13 protein-coding genes and 1 tRNA gene are annotated in these 15,158 nt (G+C 67.7%); 6 read left to right on the forward strand and 8 right to left on the reverse strand.

The genetic code is table 11. From position 1 onward, the window contains the following. Window positions 1-71: 71 nt before the first annotated feature. Window positions 72-1,046: an MBL fold metallo-hydrolase gene (locus tag MBTS_RS01500; protein WP_147831650.1), complete on the forward strand. Its 975-nt coding sequence runs from the start codon at window positions 72-74 to the stop codon at window positions 1,044-1,046. Between the two features lie 91 nt (window positions 1,047-1,137). On the opposite strand, the gene MBTS_RS01505 is transcribed toward MBTS_RS01500, so the two are convergent. The 4 genes from MBTS_RS01505 to MBTS_RS01520 form a co-directional block, all read right to left on the reverse strand. Beyond that, window positions 1,138-2,523: a heterodisulfide reductase-related iron-sulfur binding cluster gene (locus tag MBTS_RS01505; protein ID WP_056144091.1), complete on the reverse strand. Its 1,386-nt coding sequence runs from the start codon at window positions 2,521-2,523 to the stop codon at window positions 1,138-1,140. 196 nt (window positions 2,524-2,719) lie between these two features. Beyond that, a complete protein-coding gene (locus MBTS_RS01510) occupies window positions 2,720-3,907 on the reverse strand; it encodes an FAD-binding protein (protein ID WP_147831648.1) in 1,188 nt (395 codons plus the stop codon). A gap of 88 nt (window positions 3,908-3,995) precedes the next feature. Next, window positions 3,996-5,444 (reverse strand): lipopolysaccharide biosynthesis protein, encoded by a 1,449-nt coding sequence (locus MBTS_RS01515; protein WP_192214946.1) that lies wholly within the window; start codon window positions 5,442-5,444, stop codon window positions 3,996-3,998. Window positions 5,445-5,546: 102 nt separating this feature from the next. Next, window positions 5,547-6,548 (reverse strand): magnesium transporter CorA family protein, encoded by a 1,002-nt coding sequence (locus tag MBTS_RS01520; RefSeq protein WP_192214947.1) that lies wholly within the window; start codon window positions 6,546-6,548, stop codon window positions 5,547-5,549. Between the two features lie 214 nt (window positions 6,549-6,762). On the opposite strand from MBTS_RS01520, the gene groES reads away from it, so the two are divergent. Together groES and groL are read left to right on the forward strand one after the other, a co-directional pair. Next, the gene (gene groES, locus MBTS_RS01525) at window positions 6,763-7,050 is read left to right on the forward strand and encodes a co-chaperone GroES (RefSeq protein WP_018042554.1); all 288 of its coding nucleotides are present in this window, start codon (window positions 6,763-6,765) and stop codon (window positions 7,048-7,050) included. 94 nt (window positions 7,051-7,144) lie between these two features. Further along, on the forward strand, window positions 7,145-8,788 hold the full coding sequence (gene groL, locus MBTS_RS01530) for a chaperonin GroEL (RefSeq protein ID WP_018042553.1): 1,644 nt from the start codon (window positions 7,145-7,147) through the stop codon (window positions 8,786-8,788). A 474-nt stretch (window positions 8,789-9,262) separates the two neighbouring features. On the opposite strand, the gene MBTS_RS01535 is transcribed toward groL, so the two are convergent. Beyond that, window positions 9,263-9,988 (reverse strand): hypothetical protein, encoded by a 726-nt coding sequence (locus MBTS_RS01535; protein ID WP_192214948.1) that lies wholly within the window; start codon window positions 9,986-9,988, stop codon window positions 9,263-9,265. 289 nt (window positions 9,989-10,277) lie between these two features. On the opposite strand from MBTS_RS01535, the gene MBTS_RS01540 reads away from it, so the two are divergent. Both MBTS_RS01540 and MBTS_RS01545 read left to right on the forward strand, forming a co-directional pair. Then, window positions 10,278-10,607: a hypothetical protein gene (locus tag MBTS_RS01540; protein ID WP_018042551.1), complete on the forward strand. Its 330-nt coding sequence runs from the start codon at window positions 10,278-10,280 to the stop codon at window positions 10,605-10,607. Window positions 10,608-10,779: 172 nt separating this feature from the next. Continuing rightward, window positions 10,780-12,891: an ABC transporter ATP-binding protein/permease gene (locus MBTS_RS01545; RefSeq protein ID WP_192214949.1), complete on the forward strand. Its 2,112-nt coding sequence runs from the start codon at window positions 10,780-10,782 to the stop codon at window positions 12,889-12,891. A 9-nt stretch (window positions 12,892-12,900) separates the two neighbouring features. On the opposite strand, the gene MBTS_RS01550 is transcribed toward MBTS_RS01545, so the two are convergent. The 3 genes from MBTS_RS01550 to MBTS_RS01560 all read right to left on the reverse strand — a co-directional run bounded on the left by MBTS_RS01550 (window position 12,901) and on the right by MBTS_RS01560 (window position 14,546). Continuing rightward, entirely contained in the window at window positions 12,901-13,617 is a 717-nt protein-coding gene (locus MBTS_RS01550; protein WP_056257819.1) for an LrgB family protein, read from the reverse strand. Next, window positions 13,614-14,009, reverse strand: a complete 396-nt coding sequence (locus tag MBTS_RS01555) for a CidA/LrgA family protein (RefSeq protein WP_018042548.1) — start codon at window positions 14,007-14,009, stop codon at window positions 13,614-13,616. The genes MBTS_RS01550 and MBTS_RS01555 overlap by 4 nt, the downstream gene beginning before the upstream one ends. Before the next feature lie 69 nt (window positions 14,010-14,078). Beyond that, complete coding sequence (locus MBTS_RS01560) at window positions 14,079-14,546, reverse strand: tellurite resistance TerB family protein (RefSeq protein WP_192214950.1); 468 nt, start codon at window positions 14,544-14,546, stop codon at window positions 14,079-14,081. 202 nt (window positions 14,547-14,748) lie between these two features. Between MBTS_RS01560 and MBTS_RS01565 the strand changes: the two genes are divergently transcribed. Then, a tRNA-Thr gene (locus tag MBTS_RS01565) sits at window positions 14,749-14,824 on the forward strand. The last annotated feature ends 334 nt before the right edge of the window (window positions 14,825-15,158 follow it).

The raw sequence follows: 15,158 nt of genomic DNA on the forward strand, positions 1-15,158 counted from the left end.
TCGCAGGATCTCCGGCTGACCCCGCCTCGCGGTCCACCGGCGCGGCGGGGTCAGCCGGAGATCCTGCGACGATGATCACATTGAGCCGCCGCCTTGTCACGGGCGCCCTCGCGGGCCTCGCTCTTTCCGGCGCGAGGCCGGCCCTGGCCGGTGCGGCCGCCCTGGCCGAGGCGTCGGCGTCGCGGCGCATCCGGCTCGGCGCCTTCACCATCACCACCTTGCTCGATGCGGACGAGACCATCGACGGGCCATGGCCGATCGTCGGCGAGGACCGCCCGAGAGAGGAGGTGCAAGCGCTGATGCGGGAGAACCGGCTTGCTCCGGACCGCTTCACGCCGGGCTTCACCCCGACGCTGATCGAGACCGGCACACAGCGCATCCTCTTCGATACCGGAAACGGCGAGGTCGGCTTCATCCCCAGGCCGGCGGGAGGGCGGCTGGGTCAGGCGCTACGGCGCGCCGGAATTGCGCCGGAGACGATCGACCTCGTGGTGATCACGCATTGCCATACGGATCATATCGGCGGCCTCCTGGACGGCGGTGTTCCGCAATTTCCCAACGCGGCCTACGTCGTGGGAGAGGCGGAATACCGCTTCTGGACCGCGGAGGAGCGCCTGTCGGCGCCGGCGGACAGCAACACCTACCGATCGGCAGCGGTGGTGCGCAGCCACCTCGTCCCGCTGCGCGAACGCATCCGCTTCGTCGGACCCGGCGACACGGTCGCGCCCGGCATCGACGTGGTGGCCGCCTTCGGGCACACGCCGGGGCACCTTGCCTTCCATTGCGAGAGCGAGGGGCAACGGATGCTCGTGTGGGGCGATTGCGCCCATCATGAGGTGGCATCCCTGATTCACCCCGAATGGCACGCGTTGTTCGATCTCGACAAGGATCAGGGCATCGCGACCCGTCGGGCGATCTACGCGATGGCCGCCACCGAAAGGCTGCTGGTGGCGGGCTATCACACGGCGTTCCCGTCGCTCGGCCATGTCGAAGCGCGAGGAACGGGCTATCGCTGGATTCCGGTGAGCGAGTCTGGAACTCCCTGACCCCCCTCTTCCCGTCCGCTGCCGATCCGACCCGTCGACAGGACATGCGCAGGTCTAGGTGAAATGCGGAGGTGTAGGCGCCACTTCGGGTCTACTCCGCCGCCTCCAGCACCCGCGTCCCGCCCAATCCCTCGAGCACCGCCGGCTTCGGCCCGCCCGTCGCCCAATCCAGCAGTTCCACCGTGTGCACGATGGGGATGCGCGTGCCGTTCCCGATCTGCGTGGCGCAGCCGATATTGCCGGTGGCGATGAGATCGGGGCGCATGCGCTCGATATTGGCCACCTTCCGGTCGCGCAGGCGCCCGGCGATCTCCGGCTGGAGGATGTTGTAGGTGCCGGCCGAGCCGCAGCAGATATGGCCCTCGGGCACGTCCTTCACGGTGAAGCCGGCCTTCTTGAGCAGGTTCTTCGGCTCGGTGCGGATGCCCTGGCCGTGCTGCATCGAACAGGCGGAATGGTAGGCGACCACGAGGTCGCTCTCGAACAGGGGCGGCATCAGGCCGAGGCTGGCGACGTATTCGGTGACGTCCTTGGCGAGGGCCGAGACCCGCGCCGCCTTGTCCGCATAGGCCGGGTCGTCGCGGAACATGAAGCCGTAATCCTTGATCGTCGTGCCGCAGCCCGAGGCCGTGACGATGATCGCGTCGAGGCCGTCGCCGTCCATCTCGGCGATCCAGGCATCGATGGTGCGCTTGGCCTGGGCGTGGGAGGTCTCGGACTTGCCCATATGGTGGGTGAGCGCGCCGCAGCACCCCTCCCCCTTCGCCTGGACCACCTCGACGCCGTGGCGGGTGAGAAGCCGGACCGCCGCCTCGTTGAAATCCGGCCGCAACACGCTCTGGGCGCAGCCGCGCAGGAGGGCGACCCGTCCGGCGCGGGCGGGCGCGGCCTCGCCCTGGAGCAGGGCGCTGGCTTCCCGCGCGCGGTTGTCGGCGGGGAAGGTGCCGGGCCGGTCGTTGACGGTGCGGTTGGGCAGGAGCGCGGGGGCGAGGTCGAGCATCGCCGCGAGACGGTTGCCGACACGGGGCAACTGCGCGACGAGGGGCCGGAACGGCGAGCCGATCTTGGCGGCCAGGAGCGCCAGGCGGAAGCGGTTCGGATAGGGCAGCACGAAGGCGAGCACGCTGCGCAGGAGCCTGTCGCTCAATGGCCGGCGATAGGTCTCCTCGATATGCGTGCGGGCGTGATCCACGAGGTGCATGTAATGCACGCCGGACGGACAGGTCGTCATGCAGGACAGGCAGGACAGGCAGCGGTCGACATGCTTGACCACCTCCGGTGTCGCCGGCTTGCCGCCCTCCAGCATGTCCTTGATCAGGTAGATGCGACCGCGCGGGGAATCGAGTTCGTCGCCAAGGAGGAGATAGGTCGGGCAGGTGGCGGTGCAGAACCCGCAATGCACGCAGGTCCGCAGGATCTTCTCGGACGCCGCCATCGCCGGCTCGGCAAGCTGCGTCAGGCTGAAATTGGTCTGCACGGCGTTTCCTCGGGGTCCCGATACGTCAGCCCGCCCGGCGATCTTCCGCCGCCCGGCGCTGTTTCCCGCAGCTTAGAGGGAATTCGGGCGGAAGCCGAGGCTTGGAACGGCTCTAAGCGGCAGCCTGCCGCACCCCGACGACGCGGATGGCGCAGACCGTCGAAAGCGCTCCCCACGAGCGCTCGCCGCGGGACGTTCAGATCCCCGCATACATCCGGCCGGGGTTGAACACCCCCTTTGGATCGTGGGCCGCCTTGATCCCGGCCGTCATCCGCAGCAGGGGATCGGACAGGGGCTCGAAGACGGCGGTGGCCGCGCGGACCGCGTCCGGCGCCCGCACCAGGGTGGCGTGGCCTCCGGTGGAGCGCAGGACGTTGCGGATGGTCTCGGCGCCGGCATCGCCCTCGGAAGAAGTGGCGAGCCAGACGAGGCCGCCGCCCCAATCGTAGAACCAGCGCGCCTGGCGCTGCGCCGCGATGGCGGCGGTGACGGCGGGTCCTTTGGTCGGCGCGGTCGAGATCCGCCACACGGCGGCCGCGCGCGGTTCCGTCAGCGGGATCACGTCGCGGATCGCGGCCCACAGGACGGCGCCGATCCCGTCCTCGATGATCTCCGGCTCGCCGAAGCGCCGCAGGAGCTTGCGCAACTCGCCGAGGCGATAATCGAGGGAGTCCGAAAAGCCCTCCAGGCGCATCAGCGTGCGGGGGCTCGGCCCGTCGAGGCCGCTCGGCAGGTGAGCGGCGCCGGTGAGTTCGAACGGCGATCCGAGGGCGGCGCTGAGGGCCGCCACCGCCGTGGCGTCGTCCAGGCCGGAAAAGGCCAGGGTCGCCGTCCGTTCCTGCACCGGCAGCACCTTGAAGGTCACCTCGGTGAGGAGGCCGAGGGTGCCCCATGAGCCGGCCATGAGCTTGACGAGGTCGAGGCCGGTGACGTTCTTCATCACCCGCCCGCCGGACTTGATGGCCTCGCCGCGCCCGTTGACGAAGCGGACGCCGATCAGGCTGTCGCGGGCCGCGCCCGCATTGATCCGGCGCGGTCCCGCATTGTTGGTGGCCGCCACCGCGCCGAAGGTGGGCTCGCCGCCCGAGCCCATCAGGATGCGGTGGTCCATCGGCTCGAAGGGCAGCATCTGGCCGCGTTCCGCCAGCAGGGCCTGCACCTGCGCGAGGGGAGTGCCGGCGCGGGCGGCGACCACCATCTCGGCCGGTTCGTAGAGGGTGACGCCGGAGAGTTTCAGGGAGGAGAGGGTCGATTCGTCCTGCGCAGGGCGGCCGATGGCGGCCTTGGTGCCCCCGCCAACGAGGCGCATCGGCTCGGCGCGGCCGGCCGCATCGGCGACGATGGCTTGCGCCTCGCCTTCGTCCTGAGGCTCGTATGTCCGCATCGTTTCCCGCCCGTTGTGATGCTCGCCGGCATCCTTTGCCGAACCATATGCGGGAAGCGGTGCCCCCCTTTCAAGCGGCGCTCCTGTCTCAGGCGGTCGGGGTGACGGTGCGCTGCCGCAGATACGCGGCGGCGAGGCTGCGCAGGCCGGCGATGTCGAACAGCGCCACGAGCAGGACGTAGACCAGCACGCCGAGGGGCAGGGAGATGGCGAGGGCCATGGCCGGGTCCATGTGCCGGAACGGCGCGAGGCAGGCCATCATCGCCAGGGTGGCGGTGCAGGCGGCAAAGACGTCCCACCAGTCGATGCGCAGGCGCTGCGGTCCGGCAAGAGCGCGGACCGCCAGCCACAGGGTCGAGGCGACGAGGCCGGCGCTCTGCGCCATGGCGATGCCGGGCGCCCCGAAATGCGTGGGCAGGACGAGCAGGCAGACGGCGTTCACGGCGAGGCCGACGATGGCGGCGGCGATGACCGGCACCGTCTTGCGGCGGATCTGGAAGATCGGGTTGAGGCCGAAATTGAGCAGCGTGCCGCAGAGCAGGCCGGGAATGAGGATCAGTGCGTAGAGGGCGAAGGGTCCGCGATACGCCTCCGGCACGATGAGCCCCTGGATCGCCGGAAGCACGGCCCAGAGCCCGCCGGCGCAGGGCACCATCAGGGCCACCACGATGCCCGCGTTGCGGCCGATCTGGGCCTCGGCCGCCACGTGGCCCTCGTGCTCGTCCACCCGCACGGCGAGCTGGAACAGGATGAGGTCGAGGGCCGTGCCGATCATGCTCAGGCTGCGGGTGGCGACATCGGCGGCCAGGGCGAAATACCCGGCCTCCGCCAGTCCGAACCACATGGCGATGGCGCTGCGGTTGAGGAACGGCGTGATCTGGTAGATCGCGTTCGCGGCGATGAGCGGCAGCCCGTAGGCGCGAAACAGCCGCCAGGTCTCGCCCATGCGCACGCGGACGATGGGCACCTTCGGATCGAGCAGGGGCCTGCGCAGCACGAGGACGGGCAGGAACTGGCTGAGCCCGCAGGCGACGAGCACCCAGACCGGCTGTGGAAACAGCCAGGCCGCCCCCGCCATGAGCAGGAAGGCGAGGCCGTTCTTGACGATGGTCAGCTTGAGATAGAGGCCGCCGTCGAAGCGTGCCCGCGTCAGGGCCGCGTGATAATCGAACAGGCCGATGCCGAAGGCGGCCAGCCCCGCCCCCGCCGCGATGGCGAAGCGCCCTTGCGCATCCATCTCCACCGTCGCGCCGACCACCGCGCACAGGGCGGAGGCGACCAGCAGGACGAGGGCGAGGACGGCGTAGGCGCGGTCGAGCCCATGACGGATCCAGGGTTCCTCCTGCCGGACGCGGTTGGAGTAGAACCGGGTGGCCGAGAGCCGAAGCCATTCGAAGACGAGGGTGTTGAGGACCACGGCGCCCGTGGTGGCGAGGCCGAACAGGCCGAAATCCGCCGGCCCCATCAGCTTGGCGAGGAGCAGGCCGAGGCAGAAATTGAGCCCGGCATTCAGGATGAAGGCGGCGATCACGGCCATGCGGTCGACTCTGGTCGCCGGAGGCCCGGCTCTGCTCCCGATCCTTGCGCGCCGGCCCGAAAAGAATTCCCTAAATCCCGAGCCGGCCGGGCCGCCCCCGCGTCAGAACCAGCCGCGCAGCTTGAAGAACACGACGGGGATGATCGCGCTGATGACGATCAGCGACAGACCATAGGGATAGCCATAGACCCAGTCGAGTTCCGGCATGTGCTTGAAGTTCATGCCGTACATGGAGGCGATGAGGGTCGGCGGAACGCCCACCACCGAGACCACGGTGAGCACGCGGAAGGTGTTGTTCTGCTCGATGTTGATGAGGCCCAGGGTGGCGTCGAGAAGGAACTGCACGTTCTCCGAAAGCCGGATCTCGAACTCGTCGAGGGAGGCGATGTCCCGCCGCAGGGTCTCGAAGCGCGGCATCTCCGTGGCGCCGAGGAGGTGCTCGCACTCGCCTGCGACGAACGGGAGGATGCGCTCGAGACCGAGCAGGCTCGAGCGGATCTTGCCGAGCGCCTTGCCCCGCCGGCCGACGCTGCGGAGGATGCGGCGCAGCGCGAGATCGCGGCGGCGCGGGGTCTTGCCGGAATCGCCGGCGACGCCCCCTGCCCTCACGTCGAAATCGAAGATCCGGGTGGAGAGCGCGTCGAGATCGGCGCCCATCTCCTCCAGGGCGTCGGCGAGGCTGTCCACCAGCTCCTCCACCAAGAGCAGGAAGATCTCGGTGCCGGTCTGGCAATCGCCGTCGCTGTCGCCGATGCGCTTCTTGACCTCCTCGAAGGCGCGCAGCTCGTTGAACCTGACCGTGATGAGCCGGTCCCGGGTGAGGACGAAGCCGAGCGGGGTCAGCTGCGAATCCACCTTGTCGAAGGTGATCATCGGGGTGGAGAGCGAGAGCCCGTTCTTCAGCCGCCGCAGGCGGCTGGAATTCTCGACCTCGCTCAGGGCTTTTCGCGAGGGGACGCGCAAGCCTGTGGCGGCCTCGATATGCTCCGCCTCCTCGGTGCTCGGATCGTTCAGATCGATCCAGATCGCGTGGCTCGGCACGCCGCCGCCATTGGCAGCGCCGGAATGCTCGACCGCGCCCTGCGGTCCCTGAAGACTGATCATGGGGTGATTGTCATCCGTCTGTCAGCGACCGGAGAGCAGAACATGCTGCGCAAACGCGGCATGACGCGTCGTCCGCGTCTTGACTCGCAAGGGGCTTGAGCCTACCTCCGCCCTTGCTTTGGCACTCTTCGCTCGGGAGTGCTAACAGCCTGGGTTGGGCGAGCCCTTCGGCCGCATCAACGCCATCCATGAATTTGAAGCAAGAGGGCAGCTCATGAAGTTCCGTCCGCTGCACGACCGTGTCGTCGTCCGCCGTATCGAGGGCGAAGAGAAGACCAAGGGGGGCATCATCATCCCCGATACCGCCAAGGAGAAGCCGCAAGAGGGCGAGATCGTCGCCGTCGGCCCTGGCGCCCGTGACGAGGCCGGCCGGGTGAACCCGCTCGACGTCAAGGCCGGTGACCGCGTCCTGTTCGGCAAGTGGTCCGGCACCGAAGTCAAGATCGACGGTCAGGACCTCCTGATCATGAAGGAATCCGACATCATGGGCGTCGTCGCCTAAAGCGACCCGGCCCTCTTCCTTCTTCCAATCCAAGCCCTTCGAGCGCGCACTTCGATGAGCGCCTCAGGGCTTCGAACCTCATGAGGATTTGAACATGGCAGCGAAAGAAGTACGCTTCGGCTCCGATGCCCGCGAGAAGATGCTCCGCGGCGTCGACATTCTCGCCGATGCAGTGAAGGTCACGCTCGGCCCCAAGGGCCGCAACGTCGTCATCGAGAAGAGCTTCGGCGCTCCCCGCATCACCAAGGACGGCGTCACCGTCGCCAAGGAGATCGAGCTCTCCGACAAGTTCGAGAACATGGGCGCCCAGATGGTGCGCGAAGTGGCCTCGAAGACCAACGACATCGCTGGCGACGGCACCACCACCGCCACCGTCCTGGCCCAGGCCATCGTCCGTGAAGGCGCCAAGTACGTCGCCGCCGGCATGAACCCGATGGACCTGAAGCGCGGCATCGACCTCGCCACCACCGCCGCCGTGAAGGACATCACGAGCCGCGCCAAGAAGGTCGCCTCGTCCGAGGAAGTCGCCCAGGTCGGCACCATCTCGGCCAATGGCGACAAGGAAATCGGCGAGATGATCGCCCACGCCATGCAGAAGGTCGGCAACGAGGGTGTCATCACCGTCGAGGAAGCCAAGACCGCCGAGACCGAGCTCGACGTCGTCGAGGGCATGCAGTTCGACCGCGGCTACCTCTCCCCGTACTTCATCACGAACGCGGAGAAGATGGTCGCCGAGCTCGAGGACCCCTACATCCTCATCCACGAGAAGAAGCTCTCGTCGCTCCAGGCGATGCTGCCGGTTCTCGAGGCCGTGGTGCAGACCGGCAAGCCGCTCGTCATCATCGCCGAGGACATCGAGGGTGAGGCTCTCGCCACGCTCGTCGTGAACAAGCTGCGCGGTGGCCTCAAGGTCGCTGCCGTCAAGGCTCCGGGCTTCGGCGATCGCCGCAAGGCCATGCTCGAGGACATCGCGATCCTGACCCAGGGTCAGATGATCGCCGAGGACCTCGGCATCAAGCTCGAGAACGTCACCCTCCCGATGCTCGGCCGCGCCAAGCGCATCCGCATCGAGAAGGAGACCACCACGATCATCGACGGTCTCGGCGAGAAGGCGGACATCGAAGCCCGCGTCGGCCAGATCAAGGCGCAGATCGAGGAGACCACCTCGGACTACGACCGTGAGAAGCTCCAGGAGCGCCTGGCCAAGCTCGCCGGCGGCGTCGCGGTCATCCGCGTCGGCGGCGCGACCGAGGTCGAGGTCAAGGAGAAGAAGGACCGCGTCGACGACGCGCTCAACGCCACCCGCGCTGCGGTGGAAGAGGGTATCGTCCCCGGCGGCGGCACCGCTCTCCTGCGTGCCCGTGAGGCCGTCCGCGCTCTCCAGAGCGACAATCCGGACGTCCAGGCCGGCATCAAGATCGTGCTGAAGGCCCTCGAGGCCCCGATCCGCCAGATCGCCGCCAACTCGGGCGTCGAAGGCTCGATCGTGGTCGGCAAGATCACCGACAACACCTCTTCGATCACCTACGGCTTCAACGCCCAGACCGAAGAGTATGTCGACATGATCCAGGCCGGCATCGTCGACCCGGCCAAGGTCGTGCGCACCGCTCTGCAGGACGCTTCCTCCATCGCCGGCCTCCTCGTCACCACCGAGGCCATGATCGCCGATGCTCCCAAGAAGGACGGCGGCGCTCCCCAGATGCCGGGCGGCGGCGGCATGGGCGGCATGGACTTCTAAGAAGTCCACGCTCTCCATCGGAACGGATGCTCTCGCGGTTTTGGCCGCGAGGGCGGAAAGGGTCGTCGCAAGACGGCCCTTTTTTCGTTGTGGGCGGGACATGTCGAGTGTCCGCGATCGGGCTACTGGATTTTCATACAGCTACGTTGTCGAAGCAGACCGCGTCCCTCTCCCCCTTGTGGGGAGAGGTTAGGAGTGGGGGTGGCTCCGCCAGCCTCCGCAGCAACAGGAGGGTCGCCCGACCACCCCCACCTCCAACTCCTCCCCACAAGGGGTAGGAGGGCCGCGCATCCCACGACATATGCGAATGCCGTCGCCTTCCAGAAGACGGAGTCCGTCGCGCCTCATCTCGAACCCTCTTGGGTAGAGGGGACACCTGTTGAGCGGATCCGCAGATCAATCAGCCCCAATCGGGGGCGGGCAGCGCTCCATGCTCGTGCAGCGGAGATGTTTTATCCACGATCCCGCCCGCGCCTATCCCGCGCGGCGCCGGCACCGGACGTAGGAGGCGTCGCCCTTGGCGCTCGACCATGTCAGGCGGTTGCCGTCGACCAGAAGCTTCACCTGGGACGACCAGCGCCGGCCGCCATCGCTGCAGGAGGCCGACACGCTCCAACTCGCGCCGATGCGCCGCCCGTCGCGGAAGGTGCACACCGTGTTGCCGGCCCGAGCCCCGCTTTCGGTGATCCGCGCCGGAATGTATCCCCGCCGCCGCGCGCCGCGGCCGCACGCGGATTCGTTGGGTCCCCAAAGACCGACATAGGCTGCCGGCTCGACCGGGGGCGACGCGGCCGTGACCGCGTCGGCACGGGGTGCCATTTCGGGATCCTGTCGCAAGGCGGCGGACCGGATGCCGGGCTGGACCGTTGGGGCGACCACGGCATCCCGTCCCGACGGACCGGACCCGACACCCACATCGGACCAGGGAGCGCTGCCACGGGGCGAGCGCGCCCCACCCGCCCGATCCTCGAACGGACCGGGTTCGTTGAAGGCCGTCTGGATCGTGTCGATCTCCGGGCGCGCCGGCGGGTCGTCGGTCAGCAGAACGGTGCTGTAGCCGAGGAGCACGCCCCAGCCCATGGCGAGCGAGACGGGAAGCACCAGGGCGCGGCTCGACCTGACGGAGCCGTTCGCTACGGCCGGCGACGGCGCTCCCTCGTCGCTCCCCCTCACATCCCTCTCTTCGACGCCCGCGGTCATCGTCGTCTCCCGTAAGGCTCCCCCTGGGGCGGAACCGATCTCGCAGCGGCGGCCGCTTCACCGTACGGCGACTTGAACAGCCTCCGCCCCCCTTCGACAACCGGACCCTTATGCACTCATGAAGCCGGCTTTGGTCAGGACAGGCCTGTGGCTATTCTGTCCCGGCGCCATCGATAGCGGTGGATAGACTCCGCGAATAGGGCGAGCAAACGGCAAGCCCTTCCCGTCCCTCACCAAAACTGCCATGCTCAAGCTTGTGAGAAACAAGTCAGTTATCCGTGCCATCGTGATGAGACGCTTCGCCTTCGCCGTCTGCGTCACCATCGCAGTCCCGGCCGGTGCTCAAGCACCCCCCTCCACCATGCGGATGGCCTGCGCGGATGCGATGGCGCTCGTGAAGCGGGACGGGTCGGCGGTCCTGTCATGGCCGGCGGGCAAGCCGGAGAAGCCAAGCAGGATTGAGCCACCGGGCCGGACCGAGCGCTTCGTCAGCGACCGGAGCCAGTGCGGGATGACGGAGATCGCCGAACTCCGCTTCGTGCCCACCCGCGACAATCTGGAATGCCCGGTCGGCTACCGATGTCGCGAACCGGATTACGGCGATTGGGATTGGCCCTGATCCGATCTGACGCATCCGGCGGCGCCTTCCCCCGCCACGATCTCGCCACGACCGGCCGTCACTGCCGCCGCCACGATCTCGCCACGACCGGCCGTCACTGCCGCCGTCACGGTCCGGTCCCGATCCGGCGGGCGAAGTCGCCTATTTGAATCATCCACTTGAGGAGACGCGCGTGGCCGTACTCAGGACAGGCCTCGGCCTGCAGGCCGCCATTACGGCGCTCTTCGCACTCGTACTTCTGATCCTGCCTGGCACCGCAACGCCACTCTACGTCAGCCTCAGCGGCTTTGCGATGGCGGTGATCCTCCTCGCCTCCGCCAAGCTGTCCGATTACCTGAAGGTGTTCGTATCGGTTTACGGCTTCGGCTACCTGTTCCTGGCCGGAGCCAAACAACTCGCGGCCTCGGGCCTCCTGCCGGAGACGCTGGCGGCTCTGCTGCCACCGGCCTTCGCGGCCACGGGCGCGGTGGTCTTCGCCGGCATCGTGTTCGGAATCTCCCATCTCGAACCGATCCGCGCGATCACCCGCATCGCCGACCCATTCTTCGCCGCACGCGAGGCGCCGAACCGGGAAATCCGGCCGTTTCACTTTTTCGGCAGCACCGAAGGTCGAGTGGCGCGACGTCTCGTGGCGCTCTCCATCTTCATCACCTTCGCCCAGGTCGCGCTTCAGCTGCGCCTGAACTTCTGGTACCGCGACCTCTTCAACGCGCTGCAGGAATATAACGCCGACGCGTTTTGGTATCAGCTCGTCTGGATCTTCGTGCCCCTGGCGACGATCTGGGTCATCATCGGCATGTTCGACACCTTCGTCGATGCCTCGCTCCACATCCGCTGGCGCACCTGGCTGGCTCGCAGCCTCTACAGCCGCTGGCTCGATGGCGGCACGCATTACCGGATCCCCTTCACGGACGAGCCGGCCGATAACCCGGATCAGCGCATCCAGAGCGACGTCAACCTCTTCATCCAGCAGACGACGAGCCTGTCGATCCGGCTCCTGTCGCAGGCCGCGACCCTGGTCTCGTTTATGGTCATTCTCTGGGGCCTGTCGCGGGACTTCGTACTCCCCTTCACCGATACGGTCGTGCCCGGGTTCCTCGTCTGGCTGGTCATCGTCTACGCGGTGGTCGGAACATGGTTGACCCATCTCATCGGCCGTCCGCTCATCGGGCTCGATTTCCGGCAGGAGAAGGTCGAGGCCGATTTCCGCTTCTCCCTTGCGCGGACGCGGATCTATTCCGAGCAGATCGCCCTGCTGCGTGGCGAGCGCTCGGAGACCGTGCGCCTGCGCGAACTCTTCCAAGAGATCATCGGAAACTACCTCGCCATCATCTATCGGCGGATCAAGATCGGCAGCTTCACTCTGTCGTACAACCAGATCAGCGTGGTGTTTCCCTACATCCTCGCCGCTCCGTCCTACTTCCTGAAGAAGATAACCCTCGGCCAGTTCCAGCAGACCGCGAACGCATTCAGCAGCGTCCAGGGCTCATTATCCTTCTTCATCGATTCCTACACCACCATCGCGTCGTACCGCGCGAATACCAACCGCCTGACGTCGTTCAAGCGGGCAATGACCAAGGCGGAAGCCCTGTCCGGTGCCGGATACGGGCTCGTCCAGGGCAATGGGACCGGCCCGAACGTCACCGCCTCCGGCCTGACCCTCGCCCTGCCCGACGGCCGCGAGATCGTCACCGCCGGCTCGTTCACCCTCGGCAAGGGGGCGGCGACGCTGCTCACCGGGCCGTCCGGCTCCGGCAAGTCGACCCTGTTCCGCGCGATCGCCGGCATCTGGCCGTTCGGGAAGGGCCGGGTCGACGTGCCGGAAGGCCAGTCCGCTCTGGTTCTGCCGCAGCGGCCCTATATCCCGCTCGGGACCCTGCGCGGTGCCGTGGTCTATCCCAGCACCACCGACCAGTTCTCCGACGAGGCGATCCGCGAGGCGCTGATCGCCGCGCAGCTGCCGCAGCTCGCCGACCGTCTCGACGAGGTCGATGCCTGGGATCAGCGCCTCTCCGGTGGCGAACAGCAGCGGCTGGCCATCGCCCGCGCCGTGTTGGCAAAGCCCGCCTGGCTCTTCCTCGACGAATCCACCGCCGCCCTCGACGAGCCGAGCGAGGCCGGCATCTACCGGATGCTGCGCGAGCGCCTGCCGGGGACGACGATCGTCTCGATCGGCCATCGCTCGACCCTGCATGCCCTCCACGACACGCGCATCGACATGAAGCCGGGCCAGGATGGGCGCTTCACGCCGACGGAACTCTCCAGAGCCGCGGGCGCGAAGTAGGGGGCAGCCTCAGCGCAGGAACGTCACCGCGAGCGGCGCCAGGATCGCGGTGATGAGGGCGTTGAGGCCAAGCGCTATGCCGGCGAAGGCGCCGGCCACCTCGTTCACCTGGAACGCCCTCGCCGTGCCGACGCCATGGGCGGCCAGACCCGCCGCGAAGCCCCGCGCGCGCATGTCCTCGATGCGGAGCAGGTTCATGAGCGGAGTGACCAGGATGCCGCCGGTCATGCCGGTCAGCATCACCAGCACCGCCGCCAGGGTCGGATCGCCGCCGAGATTCTGGGCGATGCCCATGGCGACGCCGGTCGTCACCGATTTCGGCACCGAGGCGACGATGACGTCGTGCGGGATACCGAAGGCGGTTCCGAGAGTCGTCGCCGAGATCAGCGCCACCACCGAGCCGACGAGGAGGGCCGCCAGCATCGGCGCCAGCGAGCGAAGCACCGTCGCGCGGTATTCGTAGAGCGGGATCGCCAGGGCCACGGTCGCCGGCCCCAGCAGGAAGTGGACGAACTGCGCGCCCTCGAAATAGGTGGGATAGGGCGTCCCCGTCAGCTTCAGCACGCAGGCCATCAGGATGATGGCGACCACCACGGGATTGGCGAGGGGATGCCGGTTCGTCGCCGTGGCGACGCGGTCGGCCACGGCGTAGACCATGAGCGTGACGGTCAGCCACAGCAGGGGCGTGCGCGAGAGATAGACCCAGAGGGCGAAATCGCCGGTCATGGCCGCTCCCCCGGTGCGACCCAGCGCTTGACGGCCACGAAGGTGAGCGCCGTCGCCGTCAGGGTCGCCAGCGTCGAGACGACGACCACGCAGGCGAGGGCCAGGCCATGGGCTTCGAGCACGTCGAGCCGGCCGACGATCCCGGCGCCGGCCGGGATGAACATCAGCGAGAGATGGGCGAGCAGCCCTTTTCCCGAGCGCTCCAGGGTGCCGTCCACGAGGGGCGCGGCGAGGATGCGGGCGGCCTGGCCGCGCCAACGGTCCCGGACCACCATGAAGAGAAGGAGGAGCGCCATCCCGATGACGGGGCCGGGCACCGGAAGGGCCGCTCCCCGTGCCAGCGCTTCACCAACGAGCTGAGCCAGGAGGATCAGCGTCAAACTGACGATCATCGCGCCACGATCCTCCCGCCACGCCCGATGTGGCCCGCCGATCCCGGAGATCGCGCCTGCAAGGCCGCCCTACGATACCGCTCCGGTCTCGGCGCCGGCGCGCGCGAGGCGGATCGCCGTGTCGTCGAACCGCAGCAGGCGCCCGAGCCGCCAGACCAGCGCTTCCTCGAATTCATGAACGGTGCCATCGGCGCCGGCCACGGACCAGGCCATCGACAGCAGCCGCGCCCGCTCGGACTCGCCGAATTCATGGCCCATCATTTCGACCAGCAGCGCCATGTCGCGGGTCTGCGAATCGACACTGGCCGCCCGGGCGATGAGCGCCTCCGCCTGCTCGCGGTTGCCGGCGTAGCGCCCTTCCACGAGGCGGCACAGCCGCTCCGACTCGGCCCCGTCGAGGACGCCGTCCACCCGCGCCACATGGACGAGAAGGGCGATGGCCGCCAGACGCTCGTCGACGGCCTCCGCCTCCTCCGGGCTCGCGGAGAGGCCGAACGCGTCGGCGGCATAGGCACGCAGGCGGGCGATGAGGGACATGGCGGTTCCTGACAGACGCCGCGAGCCTTCGAAGCCGTACCGCCCCACGTCAAGGCGGCACGGACGACCGCGGGACCGGGAGGCGGCCTGCGTGGCACAGTTGCATCAGGAAGACGTCGCCGAGCGCCTTGCCATCGGCCGATCGGACGGCTATGACCCCGCAACGATCCGACGCGCCACGCAGCGTCACACCACGGATCTTGCCGCAATAGCTCAGCTGGTAGAGCACCTCATTCGTAATGAGGGGGTCGGGGGTTCGAATCCCTCTTGCGGCACCAATCCTGTTTTTCTGTTTAAATTGAGATACTCAACGAAAATTATCGGGTCACGTAGCTAAATTCGGTAGCTGCAGTGTGGTCTGGATCTTCGTCACTTTTATCCCCGGGATTTGAGCGATTGGATCGCTCGCGTGTGACCCCATCACTCAGTCTCGCACGGGGCACGATCACAGGCAAAGACCGTATGGTCGCATTTCGATGCCGCCGTTACTCACTGGAAATATTCGGAAACTGACTGGACCGGAGGGATTGTCGGCCGTGATTAGGGGGGCGGCGACCGGGTCGCTCGGAACAAAAGCACTCGGAAGACAGCTAAGCGAGCGGTGGAATCCTA

Source organism: Methylobacterium bullatum (genome assembly GCF_014845095.1).
Lineage (GTDB): Bacteria > Pseudomonadota > Alphaproteobacteria > Rhizobiales > Beijerinckiaceae > Methylobacterium > Methylobacterium bullatum.

Excerpts from the sequence above, each read along its gene's own strand:
- MBTS_RS01500 (WP_147831650.1), top strand. The coding sequence starts at position 72 with ATGATCACATTGAGCCGCCGCCTTGTCACGGGCGCCCTCGCGGGCCTC.
- MBTS_RS01510 (WP_147831648.1), bottom strand. The coding sequence starts at position 3,907 with ATGCGGACATACGAGCCTCAGGACGAAGGCGAGGCGCAAGCCATCGTC.
- MBTS_RS01555 (WP_018042548.1), bottom strand. The coding sequence starts at position 14,009 with ATGATCGTCAGTTTGACGCTGATCCTCCTGGCTCAGCTCGTTGGTGAA.
- groL (WP_018042553.1), top strand. The coding sequence starts at position 7,145 with ATGGCAGCGAAAGAAGTACGCTTCGGCTCCGATGCCCGCGAGAAGATG.
- groES (WP_018042554.1), top strand. The coding sequence starts at position 6,763 with ATGAAGTTCCGTCCGCTGCACGACCGTGTCGTCGTCCGCCGTATCGAG.
- MBTS_RS01515 (WP_192214946.1), bottom strand. The coding sequence starts at position 5,444 with ATGGCCGTGATCGCCGCCTTCATCCTGAATGCCGGGCTCAATTTCTGC.
- MBTS_RS01550 (WP_056257819.1), bottom strand. The coding sequence starts at position 13,617 with ATGACCGGCGATTTCGCCCTCTGGGTCTATCTCTCGCGCACGCCCCTG.
- MBTS_RS01540 (WP_018042551.1), top strand. The coding sequence starts at position 10,278 with ATGAGACGCTTCGCCTTCGCCGTCTGCGTCACCATCGCAGTCCCGGCC.
- MBTS_RS01560 (WP_192214950.1), bottom strand. The coding sequence starts at position 14,546 with ATGTCCCTCATCGCCCGCCTGCGTGCCTATGCCGCCGACGCGTTCGGC.
- MBTS_RS01520 (WP_192214947.1), bottom strand. The coding sequence starts at position 6,548 with ATGATCAGTCTTCAGGGACCGCAGGGCGCGGTCGAGCATTCCGGCGCT.
- MBTS_RS01535 (WP_192214948.1), bottom strand. The coding sequence starts at position 9,988 with ATGACCGCGGGCGTCGAAGAGAGGGATGTGAGGGGGAGCGACGAGGGA.